Raw genomic sequence first — 21,129 nt, 5'->3', positions numbered from 1 at the left:
TTTCGCGCCTCACTTCCCGCAGCGCAGCGTCGGGGGCGCCTTCGTGCCCATGTGCTGCTCCCAGTCCTGCGGCCGGAGTTCCCTGCCGGCCGACGAGCAGACGGTGCGGATCCAGACACGGGGATCGAGCCTCCATTCGATGAGTTGACCCATGTCGTCGGTGGCCGGGCCGTCGGGTTCGGGGTCGTCGGTCTCCGAGTAGTCGGCCTCGGTCGCGGTGATGAGCTTCGTGCCGTCCGCCGCGAGGGCGAGGCCCGTCGACGACGCCTTGTTGCCCTCGGGCAGCGGGAGCGTCCCGAGGGCGCTTTCCGAGTCCAGGTCGAGGAGGCGGACGGTGTGGTCGTCGGATGTGGTCCCGGCGACGAGTTCCCCGCCGGTGACCGGGCCGACGGCGGGATCGGGCGCGCCCTCGACCGTGCCGAGACGCCGGTCGCCGGACGCGGCCCACAACTCCAGGGCGCCGTTGGCGCGTTGGACGAACAGGCGGTCGTCGGCATAGGTGATGCCCCGGGCGCCGGCCGCACGGATCGTGCGGATACGGCCCGACTCGGTGTCGATGACGCGGATGAGCGGGTCGCTGTCATCGAGGGACGGCCAGTCGAGCATCGCCGCGTGCGAGCCCCGTGCGTCCAGCGCCACGTAGCTTCTGCTGAGTACGGCGCGGGAACTCGCGGTCGGTGCCATGGATCTCGGGCCCGGCACTTCCCGTAGTACCTTGCCGGACTTCGCGTCCCTGAAGCGGACCGTGCCGGAGGAGTGCACCTCGGCCACCGTCCGGTTCCCGGGCAGGTAGCGCAGCAGCGCGGGCGGGTCGGAGAGTCTGAGCGGGTTCGGTACGGCGGGCCAGGAGGCGACGGGCCGCCACACCCGTCCCCGGGCGAGGATCTGCGCGCTGCCGTCCGGCGCCACCACGATCAGACGCTCGCTGTCCGGCCGCCACAGCAGCTCCGCGAAGCCGGGGAGCCGTACCACGGTGGGCATCTGCCGCTGTTGCGCGCCGGGGAGGCCGAGTCGCAGGGTGGACAGCCTGGTTCCCTCGCTGTCGAGGACCGCGGCGTCGCGTCCGTCCGGTGACACGGACACCCGCGGAGCCGAACAGCCGAGGCAGGAGCCCGGGATCGCGACCTCGGCGGCTCGTGCGATGCGGGTGTGCTGCTCCAGGTCCCACAGGGTGAGGACGTCGCGGGACGCGGAGACGAGCCGGTTGCCGCCGGAGCCGACGAAGGCGAGGGCGCCCTGCGCGACCGGCCCCGCGCCGGGAAGGGCGAGTGGTCCGGCGGCCTTCCCGCCCGGCGCGTGCGTCCGGCTCACACGGAGGGTGGAACCGATCGCCGTGGCCACGTGGGTACCGCCGCGGCTGACGGCCAGGGCCGCCGGTGAGCCGGGTTCTGTCTCCGCGGTCAGTTTCGGCTTGTCGATGTCGGGCTTGCCCTCGGACGGCCAGATCGGCAGCGGCGACCCCTTGTTGCTGTAGGTGAAGTGGCTGCCGTCCGGGGCGAGCGCGGCGGCCGAGTTGTGGACGCCGAAGCCGACTCCGCTGCCGGCGGTCCGGGCGAGCCGCTTCATGGAGATCCGGTTCCACGTGCCGTAGGCGTATTCGATGACCACCAGCTCCGCATCCCCGTCGAAGGCGAGGGCGGACGGATCCGACGTCATGTCGTCGAGTTCCAGGTGTCTCGTCCGCCCCGAGTCCCGGTCCAGGACCGAGAGCGTGCAGGGCACCTCGAACTCAGATGTCGTCGTGGTGACCGCGACGAAGCGTCCCGACGGGGAGACCGCGAGCGCTGTGGGCCGCTGCCCGGTGGGCAGACGGGGCGCGGCGGAGGTCTTTCCGTAGGCCCAAACCTTGGCCGTGCGGCGGTCGGTCGCCGCGACGATCTCACCGTCGGAGTCGGACGTGACCGTCTCCACCGGGCCGGACAGGCGGCCCAGTCGCAGGTGATGGCCGGCGAACCGCCCGCCGTCCAGAGACCACAGGTCGACGTCCCCGCCCCGACTGCCGGCGAAGGCGCGCTCCCCGTCGCCGGAGGCCGCCACCGAGGAGATCGTCCCGGTGGCCCGCACGCTTGCGGCCAGATGAGGGCTCGCGGTGACTGCGCGGAACAGGGCCCGTCGGGTCAGCGGGTCGGCGTGCTGCCGGTACGCGCGCTCGGCGAACAGCCCGGCGAGTCCGACATCGCTATGCAACAGGTTCTCCGACACATCGGCCAGCCGGTGTGCGGTGGTCAGCCGGGTCCTTGCCTCGGACGCCCGGTGTTCCGCCACCACCCCGGACGTCAACGCCGCGGCGACCAGAGCCAGCGCGGTGAGCAGCCGGGCGGTGCGGAAGCGCCGGGCGTAGCGGTCGGCCTGACGAAGCGTCTCGGCGAACTTCACGTCCGCGGGCTCGGGGGCGTGGGCGGCGCCGGTCCGGTTCTCGGCAGGGGCGACCAGGCGCAGCCCTTTGCGGCGTGCGGCCAGAAGCTTGCTCTCCATGCCGCTGACACCGGTGAGCCGCTCACCGTTGCCCAGCGCCCCGGTCACCGCGGTGCGTGGGCGCAGACCGTAAAAGACGCCGCGCAGCCAGGCCACGCTGGGACGTCGGGTCCGGGGATACCGCAAGAGTTCCCGCAGGCCCAGAGCGAAGGCGGCGCCGAGGGAGGGACCTTCGATTCGCGCGGGAGGAGTGGGGCGGTCCGTGAAGAGGAGGCGCCACAGCACACAGCGCGAGCCTCTGCCGGGCCCGGCTGTGGCCCACGCCCGGCCGAGGGCGGTGGCGAACTGGCCGTCGGAGCTGCGCAGTCCGGTCATGAAGCGTGGATCGGGGTACAGGCCAGGGGGCCCGGCAGGGAACTCCCGGAGCTCCAACACGCCGGTGGCGCCGGGTTCCTCGTCGTCGGGCCGGTCCGTCTCGCCGAACACCACTGGCACCTGTACCAGCGGCCGTCTGCGCGGCTCGCAACCTGCCATCAGCAGCGCGTCGACCGTCAGCGTGCCGTTCGGTGCGGGCGACCGCTCATCCTCGCTGCCCGGCAGCTGCGGCACGCGTTCCAGGACGGCGTTGAGCCGCTCGACGACATCTGCCGGAAGTCCGTCGAGGCCCCGGCCGGACGGCTGCGCGGGACCGGGCGCGGCGACAGCGGACAGCAGGCCGCTGCCCGCCCACGCGTTCCGCACGCGCGCCAGCGCTTCGTCATGCTCCGCCGCCCCGCCCTCCGGTGCACTCAGGGCGAGGGCCAGCAGGTATGCAGGGAGGGCGGGCGTCATGGAGTCGGACGCCCGGTCCGGGACCGTCGCGGCGATCCAGGCAGCCACGTCCCCGGCGCGTCCAGAACGCAGCCAGGAGGGGTCCGTACGGACCGCCTCGCTGCAGCACTTCCACCACAACTGCCGCTCGCCGAGCAGCTCGTGCACCGCGCCCTGAGGGCTCTGCTCCTGGAGGGCGGCGTCGAGCGCGGCGCGGTGCCGCCCGGCACCGGATGCCGCAGCCTCGGGCGTCATCGCAGCGCACCGTCGATGATGTCGCGCACTCCTTCACTGACGCATTCCCCTACGCGGCGCCAGGCGTCCCGGGTCGTCTCGTTGAGCGCCGCGCCGACGGATTCCGCGACGGTGACAGGCGCCCAGTCGACCAGTCCAGGCACAGGGGACGGGCCGGTGGCGGCCCACGTCGAGCCCGGTCCGAAACCACGGAGACGGACGTACGAGGCCGCCGGCCCGAACCGGCCTGGCACCACGGGCACGAGGAGAGTGCGCTGGTGTCCATCCGGCTGCACGTAGGTGACGGTGGCCAGCAGCGGCCGGCCCTCGTCGTCGGCGCCGCGCACCACCAGCTCGAGCCTGTACGCGGACGTGACGCTCACGGGGCGGCGCAGCAGGAAGGTCGCCCGGCCGTCGGGAGAGGCGGCTTCCAGAACCACCGCGTCGCTCCCGGAGGCGGCCAGCGCGCCGGCCACGGGAAGCGACGGCAGCGTGAACCAGCCCGGTGCGGCAGGGTTTGCCTGCGGCCGGTGCGCGGGCGCCTGTCGCGGGGCGGAGACGGGAACACGGGCGGGACGTGAGGGAAGGACGACGCCGATGAACGATGCCCAGACGCGCTCCCACAAGGAGTATCCGGCACGTCCGCGTTCCATTGTCGGCGGGGGACCGGTGCGGTGTCCGCCGGTGAAGGAGACCCAGGAGCGCCGGGCGAGCGATGCGCGGCTCACGGGGAGGTCTCCCCGCGAGCCTGGTCGAGTCCCGGTGGCCCGGGTTGTGTCGGAACGGGGGGAGGGGCGGGGGTGGCGGGAGCAGCACCTGTCTGGAGCGCCTCTGCGACGGTGGCGGCGTTCCCCATCTGGGCGAGGACGGCAGGTGCCGAAGCTCCCACCGCGACGGCCGCGAACACCCCTGCCAGCTCGTCGTGGAGCAGCCAGGCGGCCACGCCGCCCAGCACGATACGGAAGAGCGCGGCAAGCGAGTCCGCGGGCGGATCAATGTATGTGCCGAGCTGTGGCAACGGTTCGGTGGCCACCCTCGCCGCATGCCGCGCCTGCTGCCACGTATGCAGCCGCCCGAACGTGACCACGGCCTCGACGACCAGCCCGCCGCCTGCGCCGTACAGCGCACTCTCGGCCCACGAAAGCATCGGACCCCGTCCCTTTGGCGGGCCGCGCGCTCCGCCGCATCGCACGTGGTGACCCGCATGACGTCAAGAACAACGTACCTTCCTGCTCCCTGAACACACGTGTACAGAAAGGGAGTTGGTTCTTCCATCGCTGAATATGGCCGAATCTCGCTCAACTGCTTCGGCTGAGGCCAAGGTCGCCTGAGCTGACGCCGGTTGGTTGCACGGGCAGCAGGGTGCCGGGTGCGATGCGGCGCCTCGGGGGTGCGGGATACGTAGGGCGGCCGATGGACTGGCAGGCCCAACGGGCGCCCACCAGTCACGTGTTCGGCGTATGCGGGCCTGCCGTGTGGCGTTCGGATTCGCCGGCTCTCCCGCTTCGAGCAGCAAGGACCGCCTCAACCGGACTGACGGGGCGTCAGAGTGGCGACGCCTTTGGTGAAGCCGGCATCAGGCGCGGTCGCGCAGACGGGTACGGACTGTCCGCGAGGGGTACGGGAGGGGCACCCCGGCTCTTCCAGAAGGAGCTCCAGAATGACAACGCCTGCTCCGGATTGTGTCGTGCTCGACATCCCGCAAGGACTGCGGCTGAACCTGTTGGGCCTCATCGTCGAAGTCGGCCAGGTCCGGATCGTGGCCGACCGGGCCGGCCTGCTCGGTGGCCTTGTCGCCTCGTTGACGTGCGGTGGTGGCGCGGCCGCGGCGCAGAGCCTGGAGGCCATGGCGCAGATGCTGCGATCGCAAGAGGCGACCGCCGATTCGGCCGGCCGGCCGTAGCCCTCCGCGGTCTGACGGGCGGCCCGGACTCGGCCGCCCGGAGTCTCGCGCCGGCCTGAACGGCACCCGGCGATGACGCCGCCGATTCGGCCGGAATCCGCTCGGAGCCGCCCGCACCCACGCCAGGGCTGGGACCCGCCGCAGACCCGCCCGGCGCAGGCGCCGCGCCTTGTGGCGCCCCGTCAGCCACAGCCGCGTTCACGGCAGATGAGCACCTGCCTGACATAACTGCTCCGAGCCGAAACCGAGGGACGGGCCTCGGCCGACGTCTCCGGCGAAGCGAACGGGTTTGATCCACAAGCCTTGACAGTCCGTCCGGGTCGTCCATACTCGCATCTGGCCGCATGACCGATATACCGATTGCCGTTCGACATGTCGAACGGCGAATGGGGTGGATGCGAGGAAGTGAAGTTCGGACGACGCGCATGCGCACGGTCATCGAGCCCGCACGACGATCCCATCGCTCCGTGAAGAAGGGCCCACTACGTGACGGACCACCCTCTGCACAGACGCACCTTCCTCGCCGGCGTCGGCGCGACCGGCCTCACCGGCTCGGCGGCACTCGCCCTCACCGGAACGGCTGTCTCCGCACCCGTCGCGGCCGCGGCGTCCGAGCAGGAGACGACGACAACCCTCCCGTATCCCACGCTGAAGCGGCCGTTCGCCATGCCCGGTGTGCGCGAGCAGGACTGGACCGGCGCCCTGTTCGTCGGCGAAGGCGAGGCCCGGTTCGCGCTCCGCGTCGGCCTCCTCACCGCCCAGGGCAAGCTCATCCGGGAGAAGATGACCAATTACCTCTGGCGCATCGGGCCCATGACACCCGACGGCGGCTACAAGGAGGTGCGCGTCAGCACCGACGACCGCACGGTCATGCCCGCCCACCTCCAGGCGCTGCGCGAGGTGATCGCCCACCCGGACCAGTGGTCGCCGAGCGCGGTCACCGACGCCACCGCGAAACTCCCGCAGCTCCAGCAGAAGTACGCGCAGACGCAGGAGCAGAAGCGCACCATACGGGTCCGCTACGCCCGTACCGCCGACGGCACCGGCCTTGTCGGCGCCGTCACCGCCCTCGACGACGACACGACCGTCGTCCTGGAGGTCGGCACTCCCTGGGGCGAGAAGGCGGCCGTCTCCCTGGACGGCCGGGACGTGACCGCCAGTGCGCCCGGGCTGCTCGACGCCGGACGGACCGGCCACTTCCGGCTCTCGCCCACCGAACCCACCGAATCCGCCGCCGACGCCCGCTGCTACGCCTCCGTCGCCGACCTGACGGCGGCCGTGACCGGCGGCACCGGGGCACCGGGCGACGCGGTCGCCGGGCTCGTCCACCGGCTCGGCAAGGGACAGACGATCACGTTCACCGCCCGCGTCGGGTCGAAACCGCAGCCGGTCGGGACACCCGAGGCGCACGACATCGAGCGCGCCCTCGCCGCCGCCGAGGCGCGGGTGCGCGGCCACCACCTCACGGGGTCCGGTCCGGTCGGGCGGGCCGCGGACGCCGTACGCGACGCGCTGTCCCTCAACACCAACTACGACAAGGACAACCGGCGCAACTACGTCATGTGGGGATGGGGCGGCGGAGGCGGGCTGTTCACCGGCTGGGACTCGGCCTTCGACTGCGTCGAGGCCGCCCTCGTCAGCCACCCGCTCGCCGTCCAGCACGAGACGGACGTCTTCGACGCACCCGCCCCGCCGAACCAGGTCCCGCTGCGCGGACCGCGCTACGACCAGCAGAACTCCGGGCCCATGCACGCGTACGCCGTCTGGCGGCTGTACACCAAGCTCGGTGACCGCACCGTGCTGGAGAAGGCGTACCCCGCGCTCGTCACCTTCCACGACCTGCTGCCTGAGTGGGACACCGACAAGGACGGCCTGCTGGAGAGCCCCTACTTCGGGGACCGCATCGGCGGCCGTGGCAACCACCTCGGACTGGACGACAGCCCGGTCTACGCCGCCTACCACCGCATCGCCAAGCAGGGCGGAAGCGGCGACGCGCGGGACAACACCGACCTCACCGACGTGGCGCTCAACTCGTACTACGCGCTGCTCGCCGAGACGCTCGCGAAGATGGCCCGGGTACTGGGCCACCGCCGCGACGCGGAGCGCTTCGCCGCGCGGCACGCGACGCTCAAGCGGCTGCTCAACGACCGGCTGTGGCACCCCGGCAAGGGCCTGTACCTGAGCCGATACCTCGACGGCACCTGGAACGAGACCGTCACGCCCACCGTCTTCTACCCGCTCTTCGCCGGCCTCGCCACACGGGAACGCGCCCGGGTGCTGGTGGAGGAACACCTGCTGAACCCGGAGGAGTTCTGGGGCGACCACGTCATCCCCAGCGTCGCCCGCAACGACCCGGCGTACTGCAGCGGCGGCCCCGTGCACCCCGACTCCGAGCACTTCAAGTACTTCGAGCGGTACGGCGAGAACTCCTCGCCCGAGCAGTGGCTCGGAGCCGCCTGGCCGCCCATGAACTTCACCGTGTACGACGGCGTCAAGCGGTACGGGTTCGACGACGCCGCGGGGCGGTTCGCCGCCCGCTCCACCGCGATGTACCTCGAAGCCTGGGACAAGGAGGGCTGGTTCCCCGAGTCCTTCGACCCCGACCCCGGGCAGTCGGTCATGGCCTCCGCCGTCGACACCGCCTGGCGCACCTACTCCTGGTCGAACGCGATGGCCGTGCAGGGGCTGCACGAGCTCCTCTCCGACAACCCCTGGGACGGCGACCCGTCGGCGCTGATGTTCGGTTCCCTCGCGCTGCCCGGCACCAACACCGTCGACAACGTTGTCCTACGGGGTCACACGTACGCCGTCTCGGCCGGTCCGCACCGCACCACCCTGGTCCGTGACGGCCGGACCGTCTTCCGGGCCACCGGCGCCCGAGTCGCGGTCCGCGACTTCGTGCTCCGCGGCCCGGGAGCCACCTTCGACGTCACGGCCGACGGACCGGCCCGCGTCGAGGTGCTCGCCCCGGACGGCCGCTCCCGAAGCCGGAAAGTGCCCGCCGGCCGCAGCCGCGTAGAGCTGTGACACCCGCCCACCGCAACCGCCCCACCAAGAAGAGCCGTAGGGAGAGTCGTATGCAGAGCCGCACGAACGGGCCGTACGCCCGGACCCGTAGACGAGACCAACGGTGGATACGGGCCCTGTGCGCCCTGCTCATGTCCTGCCTCGCCGCCGTCGCACCGTCCGCCGCGCACGCCGGCACGGCGACCGCCGGCCAGGAGATCACCGTGGACGGCGCCGGCACCGGCCGCGTCTTCGACGGGGTCGGCGCCATCAGCGGTGGCGGCGGCACCTCACGGCTGCTCGTCGACTACCCCGAGCCGCAGCGCACCCAGATCCTCGACTACCTCTTCAAGCCCGGGGTCGGCGCCTCGCTGCAGATCCTGAAAGTGGAGATCGGCGCCGACACCAACTCCAGCAACGGCGCCGAACCCAGCCACATGCGCACCCGGACCGAGGTGAACTGCGACCGCGGCTACGAGTGGTGGCTGATGGAAGAGGCGCAGAAGCGCAATCCGCAGATCCGCTTCTACGGCCTCGAATGGGGCGCGCCCGGCTGGTTCGAGGGCGGCTTCTGGTCCGACGACAACGTTGCCTACCTGACAAAGTGGCTGGGCTGCGCCGACCGGCACGGACTGGACATCGACTACCTCGGCGGCTGGAACGAGAAGGGCTGGGACGCCGTCTGGTACGGCAAGCTCAAGAAGGCCCTGGTCACCCACGGCTACGGCGACGTCAAGGTGGTGGCGGCAGACAGCGCCGGGTGGGACGTGGCCACCGACATGAAGGACGACCCCGCCTTCGACGCCGCCACCGACGTCGTCGGCATCCACTATCCGTGCTCGGCCGTCCACTGCTCCAGCTCACAGGACGCCCTCGACCTGGACAAACCACTTTTCGCGAGCGAGTCCGGCTGGAACAACTACCTCACGGGAGCCACCCGGCTCGCCGCGGAGATGAACCACGAATACGTGGACTCCCGCATCACCGCCTTCATCAACTGGCCCGCCGTGTACGCCTGGTACCCGACCGTGCAGATGCAGGGCAGCGGGCTGCTCCAGGCCAACGAGCCGTGGACCGGCCACTACGACCTGGGCCCGACCTTGTGGACGCTCGCCCAGACCGCGCAGTTCACCCGCCCCGGCTGGCGGTACGTCGACTCCGCGAGCGGCTACCTCGACGGCGGCGGCACCTACGTGACCCTGCGGTCGCCGGGGCGGAAACCCCAGTACACGACGGTGTTCGAGACCACCGGCGCGACCGGGCCGCAGACGGTCGGCATCACTCCCGCCGGCGGGCTTCCGCGCGGCGCGCTGCACCGCTGGTCGACCACGCTGGAGTCGACCGACCCCGCCGACTGGTTCGTGCGCGGCGCCGACGTCCGACCGGACGCGGCGGGCCGCCACCAGGTGACCCTGGAGCCGGGCACCGTCACCACGCTGACCACCATGCCCGGCGGCAAGAGCCGGGCGGCCGCGAAGGCGCCGGCCTCCCGGACGATGGCGCTCCCTTACCGTGACGACTTCGACCGCTACCGGGCGGGCGCCACGCCCCGGTACCTCTCCGACATGGAGGGCGCGTTCCAGGCCGCCCGCTGCCCGGCCGCGCCTCGGGCCGCCGGCATGTGTCTGCGCCAGACCATCACGACCCCGCCCACCAAGTGGTCGAGGGTCGCGAGTCCGCTCACCCTGGTCGGCGACAGCAGGTGGACCGACTACACCGTGTCCGCCAAGACCTTCATCGACGACACCGAAGGCGCCGGGACGGCATCGCTCCTCGGCCGCGTCGTGAACCAGCTCAACAATGTCGGCTCCGGGCGCAACAACGTATGGCAGGGCTACTACCTCGACCTGTCGGCCGACGGTACGTGGTCGCTGAAGGTCATCGGGCCCGACAAGTCGACCCGTGTCCTGGCAAGCGGCAGCCTGTCCGGCCCCGGTGCGGACACCTGGCACAGGCTCTCACTCGGCTTCAAGGGCGACACGGTCACCGCCCGCGTGGACAACACCGTGGTCGCCCGGGTCACCGACAGCACCAACACCCACGGCCAGGTGGGTCTGGGCCTCGACTCCTACACCGCCTCACACTTCGACGACCTGAGGGTCACCCAAGGTTGAGGCTGAGAGCGCTGGCGCCGTCACAAGGTAGCCAGGAAGTCTTCGAGAGCCTTGTCGAAGACTTCCTGGCGTTCCGTGTCGGGGTGTCGATCTCGGCGGTGCGCCTCCGGGTGACGGGGGTGTGGGGGCCGGGACCGACGTGGCTGCGTTCGCATTCGCATTCGCATTCGCATTCGCATTCGCGGAGAGTCTGGGGAAGAGCGTCCGTGACTGCGAGTGCGGCGCGGAGGCTGCCAAGTTGCAGCCGTCATGCTAGGCCTGCCGGCCGCAACGAGGTCGGCAGACCTGACGAAGTCCTTCGACGCCTACTGATGAAACGATGTCCTAGGTGCCCCGAACGGTGGGACAAGCTCAGATGCGGATCACGATCTTCCCCTGCGTGTGTCCGCGCTCGGCGTACGCGTGCGCTGCCGCGATCTGTTCGAGGGGGTAGGCCCGCTCGATGCGCGGTGTGTAGCGGCCTTGCAGGCCGAGTTCGCCTGCTTCGGCGAGGAGCGTGGAGTCGTTCTCCGCGTTGACCACACGCACATTCAGGTGTTGCGCGTTGGTGTGGTCGGCGATCGTCGACACGCGCGCAGGGTCGCCCACGATCGCGACGAGGTCGGCCAGGGACCCGGAGGCCGCGGTGTCGAGCGCGATGTCGACACCGTTCGGAGCCAGGGTGGCGAGACGCTCCGCGAGACCGGTGCCGTAGGTGGTGGGAACGGCTCCGAGCGAGGTGACGAACTCGTGGTTGCGCTCACTGGCCGTCCCGATCACGGTGGCGCCTCGAGCCACCGCGATCTCGACCGCGGCACTGCCCACGCCTCCGGCGGCGCCCTCGACGAGAAGGGTGCGCCCCCGCAGGGGACCGAGCGCCTTCAGCCCGCCCATCGCGGTCACGGATGCCAGACCGGCACCGGCGGCCTCCTCGTCGGTCCATGTGGAGGGCGCGGGGGCCCAGGCCGAGAGCACGGCCAGCTCCGCTGTCGCACCGGTGACGCCGCCCAGCCCGAAGACACGGTCGCCGACGCGCACCCCCTGCACGCCCTCACCGATCTCGTCGACCACGCCGACGGCGTCACGCCCGGGAATCGCGGGCAGGTCCAGGGGAAGCAGCTCGCGCACCGTACCGGCGCGCACCTTCCAGTCGACGGGATTGACGCCGGCCGCCGCGACGCGGACACGGATCTCGCCTGGCCCGGGGTGCGGCTCCGGCACCTGCTCGACCACGAGGGTCTCCACACCGCCGTACTCGTGGTAATGGACTGCGCGCATAACGTTCTGCCTTTCAGACGCGGCCTGAACCGGCCGCTCGTGAGGTGAGTGCTGTGAATGTCCGGCGAGCGCCGACACCCCCTACGCTAGAACCTGACATTGACGTCAGCTGCAAGTCGGGCAGGCCGCCCGGACGAGGGAGGACAGGTGCGCATCGGTGAGGTCGCCGAAAAAGCGGGAGTGAGCGTCCGGGCGCTGCGCTACTACGAGGAACAAGATCTGCTCCAGGCCGACCGAAGCCCCGGCGGTCAGCGGCACTATCCCGACACCGCCGTCCGCCGCGTCTGGCTGATCCAGCGGCTGTACGCCGCGGGCCTCCCGAGCAGAAGAGTCCGCGAGGTGCTGCCGTGCGTGGACTCCGGTGAAGTGCCCCCGGCTCTCCTGGACCAGTTGGTGGCCGAGCGCGTCCGCGTCGACCAGCGGATCACCGACCTGCTCGCTGTGCGCGACCGGCTCGACAACGTGATCGCCATCGCGCGCAACCCTGATTCCGACTGCTCTTCCGAGCAGTGACGGCTACTGCCGCAACTACGGCCGGTGCCGACGAGGCTTCGTCCGGTCTCGGGTCCCCCCCTCAACGCCCGGATGGGGGCCCGTCGGCCGCAGCCCGCGAGAAAACGAGACGAAGCCGACCGTGATGCCAAGCGTGATGAACTCAGCCTCGGTGAACCGGAAATACATGCCGCCCCCCCCTACTTGGTGCTGTAAGGCTATGCAGCAGCGGCTCGGGCGCCCAGGCATGCGCCCGGGCCTCACGGTGAGCCGTAAGCCGGTGAGATGTGAGGGAGCAGACAGGTGACCGCGGGGGAATTGAGGCAGGCGTGGCAGCGTGTGGTGAGCCGGCTGGAGGCGAACGCGCCGGTGACTGCGGCGTCGGTGCTTCCTCCCACCGCTCCGGGAGAGATCGACGCGGCCCGGGAACGCATGGGCATCGTGTTCCCGCAGGAGTTGAACGCGTGGTTCCTGCTGAGCGGAATGAGCGAGGACCCTGACGTTTTGGTCGAGGGGATCGTGCCGGGCCGCGGAGGCATGCTGGGGCTTGCGGCCCTGGAGGGTGTCCATCACTTCAAGATGGAGATCGAGCGCGACGATCCGTCCGATGACCCGGGCTTCCCCTTCTGGCACGAGCAATGGATTCCTCTCTTCTCGGACAGCGATGCCTGCTACGGCAAGTTCCTCGACGCGCGCACGGGTCGGATCGGTTCGTTCGGAGACGGAGACGCTCCGTCGTTCGGCGTTCACATGTCGATGTCCGCCCTGTTCCATGTGACGGCCGACCTGATGGCGGAGATCAACTCCCCTGCGCGGGGCGCTGCGGGGCGCGTGTGCGACGGCCGGTTGATCTGGAACTGACGGGGACTGACCGGGGGAGAGGCATGGGCGGCGCAGAACTCGACAGCCGGCTCAGGTCGGCGGTGCGGGCGGGGGACGCTGACGCGGTCCGGGACCTGTTGGATCAGGGCGCGGATCCGGACGTGGTGGACGCGGACGGGCTGCCGGTACTTTGCGAGGCCGTGGCGGCGTACGACGCGAGGGTGGCCGAGGCGCTGGTAGAAGGCGGCGCGGACCCGGACCGGATGCTGCCGGACGGGACGACACCGCTGTGGCGCGCCGTAGACGGCGGCTCCCCGACGACCTTCACGGCGGTGCTGGGCAGGGAACCCCGCCTGCGACTTTCAAAGCCCGCACGCGAACGGCTGCTTGCCTTGGCCCGGACCTGGTACGAGACGGGCGCGGTCGAGGAACTGCGGCGCAGGACGGGCGCGCACGGTCCGGCCACGACGGTCCGAACCCTTGACGGTGCATACGACTGGGTCGACTGGGTCGAGCAGGTCTCCTTCGATAACGGTCCGAGCGTACGAGCAGGGCACGGCGCCATTTTGACGTCGATGGAATGGGCGTTCCGCATCCTGACCCCCGTCGAGGAACTGATGGCCCGTGCTGTTGGCCGGCACGACGCGGACCATGTGGACTGGCAGACGGCCTGCTTCACCCTCGTGCAGCGCCGCAGCGCCGAGACATGGTCGGCGGTGGTGGCTCATCGCCACAACCCTGATCCGGCGCATCGCCGGTTCGTGGCGGATTTTCTATGGAAGCGGGGGCTCCTCTGCGATACCAGCCCCGAGTTCGAGCAGAAGGAGAGCGAATTCCTGGCCGCCTGGGCAGCCGAGGAAACGGACGGCGGCATGCTCGCGAAGCTGCTCGACGCCTACACCCACCGCGACCACACGGGCCAGGAAGCCATCGGCCTCCTGCACGCCTGCCATCCCGACCCGCGCGTACGCCGCGAGGTGCCCTACGCCCTGACCGCGGACGGCGTTGCCCGCACCCATGAGGCGAGGGCCGCTCTGCGCTCCCTCATGCACGACCCGGACGCCCAGGTGCGACTCCAGGCATGCACGGCGAGCAAACGGGACGACGACCTCCTCCCAGAGATCACTCGTGCGCTGCTCCCGCTGATCGAGGAGCCGGATGCCGCCCCGCGCCATGAGGCTGTGGCGGTGCTGGCCGAGTCCTGGGACCGTACGCCCGCCACCGCCGACGCACTGGCAGGGCTACTCGATGCGGATGACCAACTCCTGCGCCTGGAAGCTGCTTACGGCCTCGCTCTGCGCGACGATCCGCGTACTGCCGAGGCGTACGAGCGGGTGGGACCTCTCGGCGACCGATTCAGGGGTGACCACCGAGCCGACGCGCTCTGGCGGTGGGAGCTGCGGAAGAAGGACTCGGCCGCCGAGTGAGGGCTTTGACCACGACACGACCCGCCTGCGTGACGCCCGTCCGTCATCGACTCCCATCTGCCCTTGTCCGTACTCGTACTCCGCTTACGTGGTCACCGGAGCCGCGGCTTTCCTGACCGGGTGTCAGTGCTGACTGCCACCATGTCAGTTCGGCGGGGAAGCTGTACTGGAGGGGGAGGTCTGCGGTGTGGATCGATACGTACTTCCGTGCGGGCATCGGTGCGGGGGTCGGGACGGAGCAGCAGCCGCGCCCGGCATCCACGGCTGTCCTGTCCGATCAGGTTCTCGCCGCGCGGCGGTGAACCGTGACGAGGAGAGTGCCCGCCCGGAGGCGCCGACGACGTCCGACCAAACGGCAGCAGCCCCAGCTCGTCACCGTGCTCCTAGGAGTGGCGGCCCTGTTCTGGCTGCTCGCCGCGCTGGTCAACTGGCTGGCAGCGCACTGGTGGGTCCTGCTGCTGCTCATCGTGGCGGCCGTCGCGGCAGGCGGCGGTGTGCTCTGTCAGCGTCAGCAGCGGGTCCGATGGGCGGACGCCCAGCGGCAGGGGCTGCGTTACGCCCTGTCGCAGTTGGACGGGCTGCATCACCGCGACTTCGAGTACGCGGTACGGGACTTGATGCGCCGGGACGGGTGCGCGGACGCGCAGCAGGTCGGCGGTGCGGGCGACAACGGCGTCGATGTCCTGGCGACCGATCCGCTGGGGCGGCGTTGGGTGATCCAGTGCAAGCACCGGCGGAGCGGGGCCGCCGGCTCAGCGGTGGGAACCCCCGATCTGCAGCGGCTGAACGGGACGGCGCGCCCGCTGCACAAGGCGGACGTGGTGGTGCTGGTGACCAACGGGCGGTTCTCGTCGAAGTGCCCGCCGCTCGCACGGCAGTTGTCCATCGCGCTGGTGGACCGCCAGACGCTGGGCGCTTGGGCGGCCGGTTCGCGCCCCCTGTGGCAGGTGCTGCCGAAGGTGCCACCCCCGCGCCGAGCCGGTCCTCTGAGCTGAGCCGAAACGGGGTCGGCTTCCGCAAGGAGCGTTGTGCCCGTGGTGGAGTGCCCTCGGGCACAAGAAGTCGGCAGACGGTCAGGGTGGTCGACCGGAATCCGGTCGACCACCCTGACCGTCTGGTTGATCAGAGCGCGGTGCCCGCGGCCGAGCGAGACCGGGCCCTCCACCTGGTCAACGCTGGGTGGCTCGGCTCAGGCGGAGGGCGGAGACGAGGAAGAAGACGCCGCCGAGGAACGCGTAACCGGCCAGGGTGCTCAGTGAGGCGTTGTCCTTGCCGGCCTGTGCGACGAAGGAGGCTCCGGCGAGCGTGGAGATGGCGCCGCTGGCGATCATCGGCCACTGGCCTCCCATACCGCGTCGCAGGACGCCGACGATCAGCTGGACGAGACCTGCGGTGATGGCCCAGGCGCCCCAGACGCGCAGGACGGCCGGGATGCCGGAGGCTGCTGCGGCGGCGAGGCCTGCAGTGGTGAGGGCGCTGAGCGCGATGTTCGCGTAGAGCCCGCGCACCGGTCCGCCGTTCGCTTTGGCGGCCCTGGCGTCGACGATCGCGCACGCCATGTCGAACAAGGGATAGATCACCAGCAGTGTCGCGCTGAGGGTGCCCAGGGTGTCGGCGGATGTGAACAGCAGGACGGCCCAGACGGTGGCGAACGCGAAGCGCACGAGATACAGGTGACGCAGCGCTGTGGAGGCGCTTGCGGTGGGGGCCGGGGCAGCGACGGTGGTGTCCATGAGTGGTCCTCTCGGTGAAAGCGGCTTGGTGCGAGCGGAGTGGCGTTCGGGCGCCGTGTTCTGGGCGGTCCTGTCGTGGCTGACCGTTCGTGACTGACCGAGCCTGCATGAGCCACGATGAGGGAGAACGTTCGGTCTCGTGCTCCATTCAAGGGCGACGCCACCCCGCTGTCAAGACCGAACGTTCTCCCTCATGGGCTGATACGGTGGCGCCATGAGCGCGCGTACAGAAGGCGGGAGTACATCCCAGGCCCGGTCCCGACTTGTCGACACAGCGACCCGGATCTTCTACACGGAGGGCATCCACTCCGTGGGCGTGGACCGGATCATCGCGGAAGCGCAGGTCACCCGAGCCACTCTGTACCGGCACTTCAAGGGGAAGGAGGAACTGATCCTTGCTTACCTCCAGCAGGCCGACCACGGCATCCGGGCGCAGGTCGCGGCCGCCCGGGCAGAGGGCGGGCCGGCGGCTGACACGGTTCGCGCCGTCGCCCGGTCCATCGCCGGGAGCATCCAGTACTCCGGGTTCCGCGGGTGCGCCTTCCTGAACGCGGTAGCCGAGTATCCCGACCCGGCGCACCCGGTCCACCAGGCCGTGCTGGCGCATCGGCAATGGTTCCTGGAGACCGTCACGCAATTGCTGGCGCAGGCCTGCTGCACGCCCGCAGACGAGGCAGGACGGCACTTCGTCATGCTCCGGGACGGGGCCATGGCGGCAGGCTGCCTTTTCGACCCGGCGCTGATCTCCGAGACGTTCCTGCACGGCGTCGAAGGCATCCTGTCCGCGCGCACCGCATCGGTACCCGAATCGGGTCCAGAACCGGCCCCGGAGGCGTAAGCACGCGGGTGGAAACCGGTCTGCTCGCACGCCCGTGGTCCAGAAATCCTGCACGCGTACGGGCTGCTTGCCGAGCGAACGCCGACGCATCCCGACGGACCCCTGTAGCACCCCGTACGAGACGCTACAGTGGCGTCATGTCGAAGAAGCAGATCAATGTTCGGGTCGACGAAGCGGTGTACACCGGTATCGAAGAACGCGCGGCCGCCGCAGGCATGGAAGTCAACGAGTACGCCCGCCAGCTCCTCGCCGACGAGGCCAACGACCTGCGCCACCGCTTCCTCGTCGCCGCCGACCACTTCGTCGGCGAATGGGCCGACCACTTCGACGACCGCTTCGGGACCGACGGCCACGGCGCCGCCCCCACCCAGAGGGGCAGCCGCGCCGCGTGATCGTCCACATCGACCGGGCCTGGCTCCTCGACCTGGCCCACCGAACCCTCCCGGACGACCCGGAAGTGACCGACTTCGGCAGCCTTCAGGCCGCCGTCGCCCGGCACGCCGACAAGGTGCTGGACGTCTACGTCTACACCGACCCGCACCACCGGGCGGCAGCCCTTATGCACCAGCTGGTGCGCGTGCCCGCCCTGGAGGCGCGTAACAAGCTGTTCGCGGCGGTCGTCGCCGCCGCCTATCTGAGCGCGTCGGGTCTGTTCGTCAACGTCAGCGCCAAGACCGCCGCCGACCTCGCCGAGCGCATCGACCGCGACGCCCTCGACGTCCGCAGCGCCGCTGCGCAGATCCGTACCTGGACACGGAACTGAGGACCAGGGCAGGACCAGGGCAGGACCAGGACATACCCCACTTGCCAGGTGCGCCGGGAGCCCACGTCCGTCCGTCTCCCGCAGTGCCTCCGCCGGCGAGGCCGCGGAACGACACGGGAGTTCCACCCGCACGCCTGGAAGGCCGAGTGCCCGTGCCGGGAACAGCCGGTCCGGCCGGTGCTGTTGCATCCACCGAGGCGCCGGCGTCATACGGGGGACACGGAGACCGCGAGGTCGTCCGGTCACCAGGGGCGGGGCCCTCGGGATCGCGGTGCGCCCACCGCGCATTCGTATCGATACGTAATTCTGCAGGAGGACTTTTTCATGACCGACCGTCCCTTGACGCTCATGGCAGTGCACGCACACCCCGACGACGAGGCCACCGGAACCGGAGGGATCCTCGCGCAGTATGCGGCGGAAGGCATCCGTACGGTGCTCGTGACCTGTACCGACGGCGGTTGCGGTGACGGGCCGGGGGGTGTCAAGCCGGGAGATCCCGGGCACGATCCGGCGGCCGTCGCCTTGATGCGCCGTCAAGAACTTCAGGAGAGCTGTGACGTCCTGAAGATCAGCGACCTGGAGACCCTGGACTATGCCGACTCCGGGATGATGGGCTGGTCCAGCAACGACGCCCCCGGATCCTTCTGGCAGACCCCCGTTGAGGAAGGCGCCGCCCGGCTCGCGGAACTCATGCGGCACTACCGGCCCGATGTGGTCGTCACTTACGACGAGAACGGCTTCTACGGCCATCCCGACCACATCCAGGCCCACCGCATCACGATGGCGGCGCTGGAGATGACCGGGCTGACACCGAAGGTGTACTGGACGACGATGCCCCGCTCGATGATGCAGCGGTTCGGGGAGACCATGCGCGAGTTCAATGAGGACCTGCCGGAGCCGGACCCGGCCGAAGCCGCCGCGATGGCCGAGATCGGACTCCCTGACGACGAGATCACCACGTGGGTGGACACCACCGCGTTCAGCGGTCAGAAGTTCGACGCGCTGGCCGCGCACGCCAGCCAGGGCGAGAACATCTTCTTCCTCAAGATGGGCAAGGAGAGGTTCGGCGAGTGGATGGGCGTGGAGACCTTCCTGCGTGTCAAGGACGCCACCGGCGCGGCCGTCCCCGAGAACGATCTCTTCGCCGGCCTGCGCTGAAAGGCCATGATCGCGCTCGGATCGATTGCCGACTGAGCCGCCGCCCGTGAGACAGGCACGGCACGGAGTTCCGTGCCGTGCCCTGTAACGGGTCCCGTGCCCGTCAAGGAAGATCCACGAGGGCGCGAGGCTCGGCCTACCTAGCAGTGCGGAGGGCGTCGGTGCCGTACTCCCAGAGCCGGTCCGCTGCCTGCGAGTCACGTGCGTGGGCGGCTACGCCACCGGGCTCGTCCTCTCTGCCTTGGACGGTCCGGGCCTCCTGGTTGTCTTCGAAATAGCGACCGGTGACTCCCCGCAAGAGGGGAGAGGCTGCCAGCAGTACGGAGGTGGCGGCCCCCTGCTCCGGCGTCTTGTAATACGGCAGCGGTTTCACGTTGCCCTGGTCGTCCATCACGCCGAACGCGCGCATGGTGTCGGCGTCGAGGTGCCGCTGCAGACCGGTGAGGATGTAACCGGGGTTGAGCGCGTTGGCCGTGATCCCGTCCGCCGCCCAGCGGCGCGCACCCACCGTGAAGAGGACGTCGGCGGACTTCGACTGCCCGTACGCCACCCAGGGGTCGTACGGGCGCCGCTCGAAATGTGGATCTTCGAAGTCGAGGGGCGCGCCCAAGTGGGCGCCGGAACTGACGACCACGATGCGGGCAGAGCCTGCGTCCCGCATAGCCGCGTGCAGACCGGTGGCCAGAGCGAAGTGGCCGAGATAGTTGGTGGCAAGCTGCATCTCCCAGCCCTGCGGGGTGAGGGAGCGCGTGGGAAGGGCCATGATCCCGGCGTTCGCGATGAGGAGGTCAAGAGGCCCGCGCCACGCTCGGGCGAAGGCGTCGACGGAGGCCAGGTCGGACAGGTCGAGAGCTTCCGCGCGCACCCGTCCCGCTCGGCCCGTGATGGACAGCTCCTGCACGAGCCGCTCGGCCGATCGCGGGCGGCGCGTCGCGATCGTCACCTCCGCGCCGGCGGCGGCCAGTGCCCGGACGGTCTCGGCGCCGAGGCCCGAGGCGCCGCCGGTGACGACGGCGCGCCGACCGGCGAGATCCACACCTTCGATCACTTCCCGCGCACGGGCGTGAGAGGTGAAGGGAGTGCTCAGGAGGGCGGTGTCGTTTCGCGCGTGCCTGTCGGCCGTGGGGTTTGTTGTCATGTGTCCACGCTAGGATGTGCAGGCTGGACGATCTATAACTAAGAGTCCATGTTTCTTTAGCCATCATCCAATCGGAGGCGAGTGTGGATCCTCTTGAGGATGTGCTGAACCTGCTGCGGACCCGCAGCCATCTCTCCGCGAGCCTGGCCGCGGGAGGCCGCTGGGCCGTGCGATTCGACGCCCCACGCGTCGTGAAGTTCAACGCCGTTCGGCGCGGCTCCTGCCAATTGGAGGTCGACGGGATCGACGAGGCGATCGATCTGGCGGAGGGCGACTGCTACCTCTTGACGCGCTCGCGCTCCTTCACGCTGCGCAGTGATCCGGAAGCCGTTCCTGTCGATGGCGGCGCCGTGTTCGCCGAAGCCGACGGCGGCATCGCCAGAGCGGGCCAGGGCGACGACGTGTTCCTCATCGGCGGCGGGTTCTCCTTCAGTGCCCGCGCACAGGAACTGTTGCTCGACAGGCTTCCGCCGATTGTCCACCTGCCCGCCGACACCCCGCACGCGCAGACGGTGCAGTGGGCGCTGACCGCCATCGACCAGGAGCTGACGCACCGTCCGATGGCCTCCACTCTGGTGGCGGAGCATCTCGCCGTCGTCATGCTCGTCCATGTACTGCGTAGGCACCTGGAGCGCGCCCCGCATGCGGTATCCGGGTGGCTGGCCGGCCTCGCGGATCCCGTCGTCGCGACGGCGCTGACCTCCCTGCACCGCGATCCGGCACGTTCATGGACCGTGGCCGAACTCGCCGACACCGCATCGGTGTCCCGGTCCACGATGGCCGCCCGTTTCCAAGTCGCGGTCGGCCAGGGGCCATTGGAGTACCTCACGCGATGGCGCATCGAGCTCGCATCTCAGCAACTGCGCGAAAGCGGCGGAACACTCGCCTCCATCGCCCGCTCCGTGGGATACGGATCCGAAAGCGCCTTCAGCGTCGCCTTCAAAAGGATTCAGGGGATGCCTCCCGGTGACTACCGCAAGAATTCCCTGGATCCTTGAGCCGTTCCCGTACGGGAGGAC

18 protein-coding genes are annotated in these 21,129 nt (G+C 70.2%); 12 read left to right on the top strand and 6 right to left on the bottom strand.

Annotation, left to right across the window (positions count from 1 at the left end; genetic code table 11):
• Nucleotides 1-9 precede the first annotated feature (9 nt).
• The 3 genes from AB0J02_RS23145 to AB0J02_RS23135 are packed head-to-tail and all read right to left on the bottom strand — an operon-like array spanning nucleotide 10 to nucleotide 4,606.
• Nucleotides 10-3,480 carry a hypothetical protein gene (locus AB0J02_RS23145; RefSeq protein WP_363195625.1) on the bottom strand — a complete coding sequence of 1,157 codons (3,471 nt, stop codon included), beginning with the start codon at nucleotides 3,478-3,480 and terminating at the stop codon, nucleotides 10-12.
• On the bottom strand, nucleotides 3,477-4,187 hold the full coding sequence (locus tag AB0J02_RS23140; protein WP_363195624.1) for a hypothetical protein: 711 nt from the start codon (nucleotides 4,185-4,187) through the stop codon (nucleotides 3,477-3,479). The genes AB0J02_RS23145 and AB0J02_RS23140 overlap by 4 nt, the downstream gene beginning before the upstream one ends.
• Nucleotides 4,184-4,606, bottom strand: a complete 423-nt coding sequence (locus tag AB0J02_RS23135) for a hypothetical protein (protein WP_363195623.1) — start codon at nucleotides 4,604-4,606, stop codon at nucleotides 4,184-4,186. Before AB0J02_RS23135 ends, AB0J02_RS23140 begins: the two co-directional genes overlap by 4 nt.
• Nucleotides 4,607-5,119: 513 nt before the next feature.
• Between AB0J02_RS23135 and AB0J02_RS23130 the strand changes: the two genes are divergently transcribed.
• The 3 genes from AB0J02_RS23130 (at nucleotide 5,120) to AB0J02_RS23120 (ending at nucleotide 10,482) form a co-directional block, all read left to right on the top strand.
• Nucleotides 5,120-5,362 (top strand): hypothetical protein, encoded by a 243-nt coding sequence (locus tag AB0J02_RS23130; protein WP_363195622.1) that lies wholly within the window; start codon nucleotides 5,120-5,122, stop codon nucleotides 5,360-5,362.
• A 486-nt stretch (nucleotides 5,363-5,848) separates the two neighbouring features.
• A complete protein-coding gene (locus AB0J02_RS23125) occupies nucleotides 5,849-8,389 on the top strand; it encodes a trehalase family glycosidase (RefSeq protein ID WP_363195621.1) in 2,541 nt (846 codons plus the stop codon).
• A gap of 131 nt (nucleotides 8,390-8,520) precedes the next feature.
• Entirely contained in the window at nucleotides 8,521-10,482 is a 1,962-nt protein-coding gene (locus tag AB0J02_RS23120) for a galactosylceramidase (protein ID WP_363195620.1), read from the top strand.
• Nucleotides 10,483-10,833: 351 nt separating this feature from the next.
• Here the strand turns inward: AB0J02_RS23120 and AB0J02_RS23115 are convergent, their stop codons facing one another.
• Nucleotides 10,834-11,739 (bottom strand): NADP-dependent oxidoreductase, encoded by a 906-nt coding sequence (locus AB0J02_RS23115; protein WP_363195619.1) that lies wholly within the window; start codon nucleotides 11,737-11,739, stop codon nucleotides 10,834-10,836.
• Nucleotides 11,740-11,886: 147 nt separating this feature from the next.
• Here AB0J02_RS23115 and AB0J02_RS23110 point away from each other — a divergent pair, with 147 nt between their 5' ends.
• The 4 genes from AB0J02_RS23110 (at nucleotide 11,887) to AB0J02_RS23095 (ending at nucleotide 15,475) form a co-directional block, all read left to right on the top strand.
• Nucleotides 11,887-12,252, top strand: coding sequence for a MerR family transcriptional regulator (locus AB0J02_RS23110; protein WP_363195618.1), 366 nt, complete (start codon nucleotides 11,887-11,889; stop codon nucleotides 12,250-12,252).
• A gap of 282 nt (nucleotides 12,253-12,534) precedes the next feature.
• Entirely contained in the window at nucleotides 12,535-13,092 is a 558-nt protein-coding gene (locus tag AB0J02_RS23105) for a hypothetical protein (protein WP_363195617.1), read from the top strand.
• A gap of 23 nt (nucleotides 13,093-13,115) precedes the next feature.
• Nucleotides 13,116-14,480 (top strand): ankyrin repeat domain-containing protein, encoded by a 1,365-nt coding sequence (locus tag AB0J02_RS23100; RefSeq protein WP_363195616.1) that lies wholly within the window; start codon nucleotides 13,116-13,118, stop codon nucleotides 14,478-14,480.
• A gap of 317 nt (nucleotides 14,481-14,797) precedes the next feature.
• Nucleotides 14,798-15,475 carry a restriction endonuclease gene (locus AB0J02_RS23095; protein WP_363195615.1) on the top strand — a complete coding sequence of 226 codons (678 nt, stop codon included), beginning with the start codon at nucleotides 14,798-14,800 and terminating at the stop codon, nucleotides 15,473-15,475.
• Between the two features lie 174 nt (nucleotides 15,476-15,649).
• Here the strand turns inward: AB0J02_RS23095 and AB0J02_RS23090 are convergent, their stop codons facing one another.
• Nucleotides 15,650-16,213 carry a hypothetical protein gene (locus AB0J02_RS23090; RefSeq protein WP_363195614.1) on the bottom strand — a complete coding sequence of 188 codons (564 nt, stop codon included), beginning with the start codon at nucleotides 16,211-16,213 and terminating at the stop codon, nucleotides 15,650-15,652.
• 214 nt (nucleotides 16,214-16,427) lie between these two features.
• Between AB0J02_RS23090 and AB0J02_RS23085 the strand changes: the two genes are divergently transcribed.
• The 4 genes from AB0J02_RS23085 (at nucleotide 16,428) to AB0J02_RS23070 (ending at nucleotide 18,972) form a co-directional block, all read left to right on the top strand.
• Nucleotides 16,428-17,051, top strand: coding sequence for a TetR/AcrR family transcriptional regulator (locus AB0J02_RS23085; protein WP_363195613.1), 624 nt, complete (start codon nucleotides 16,428-16,430; stop codon nucleotides 17,049-17,051).
• Nucleotides 17,052-17,188: 137 nt separating this feature from the next.
• Complete coding sequence (locus tag AB0J02_RS23080) at nucleotides 17,189-17,443, top strand: hypothetical protein (protein WP_363195612.1); 255 nt, start codon at nucleotides 17,189-17,191, stop codon at nucleotides 17,441-17,443.
• Nucleotides 17,440-17,814 (top strand): fic family toxin-antitoxin system, toxin component, encoded by a 375-nt coding sequence (locus AB0J02_RS23075; RefSeq protein WP_363195611.1) that lies wholly within the window; start codon nucleotides 17,440-17,442, stop codon nucleotides 17,812-17,814. The genes AB0J02_RS23080 and AB0J02_RS23075 overlap by 4 nt, the downstream gene beginning before the upstream one ends.
• Before the next feature lie 324 nt (nucleotides 17,815-18,138).
• On the top strand, nucleotides 18,139-18,972 hold the full coding sequence (locus tag AB0J02_RS23070; protein WP_363195610.1) for a PIG-L family deacetylase: 834 nt from the start codon (nucleotides 18,139-18,141) through the stop codon (nucleotides 18,970-18,972).
• 136 nt (nucleotides 18,973-19,108) lie between these two features.
• Here the strand turns inward: AB0J02_RS23070 and AB0J02_RS23065 are convergent, their stop codons facing one another.
• On the bottom strand, nucleotides 19,109-20,110 hold the full coding sequence (locus AB0J02_RS23065; RefSeq protein ID WP_363195609.1) for an SDR family NAD(P)-dependent oxidoreductase: 1,002 nt from the start codon (nucleotides 20,108-20,110) through the stop codon (nucleotides 19,109-19,111).
• An 83-nt stretch (nucleotides 20,111-20,193) separates the two neighbouring features.
• Between AB0J02_RS23065 and AB0J02_RS23060 the strand changes: the two genes are divergently transcribed.
• Nucleotides 20,194-21,108: an AraC family transcriptional regulator gene (locus tag AB0J02_RS23060; protein WP_363195608.1), complete on the top strand. Its 915-nt coding sequence runs from the start codon at nucleotides 20,194-20,196 to the stop codon at nucleotides 21,106-21,108.
• Nucleotides 21,109-21,129 lie beyond the last annotated feature (21 nt).

The organism is Streptomyces sp. NPDC050264, from assembly GCF_040655895.1.
Classification (GTDB): Bacteria; Actinomycetota; Actinomycetes; order Streptomycetales; family Streptomycetaceae; genus Streptomyces.
This window is presented reverse-complemented; position numbering and strand designations above follow the sequence as displayed.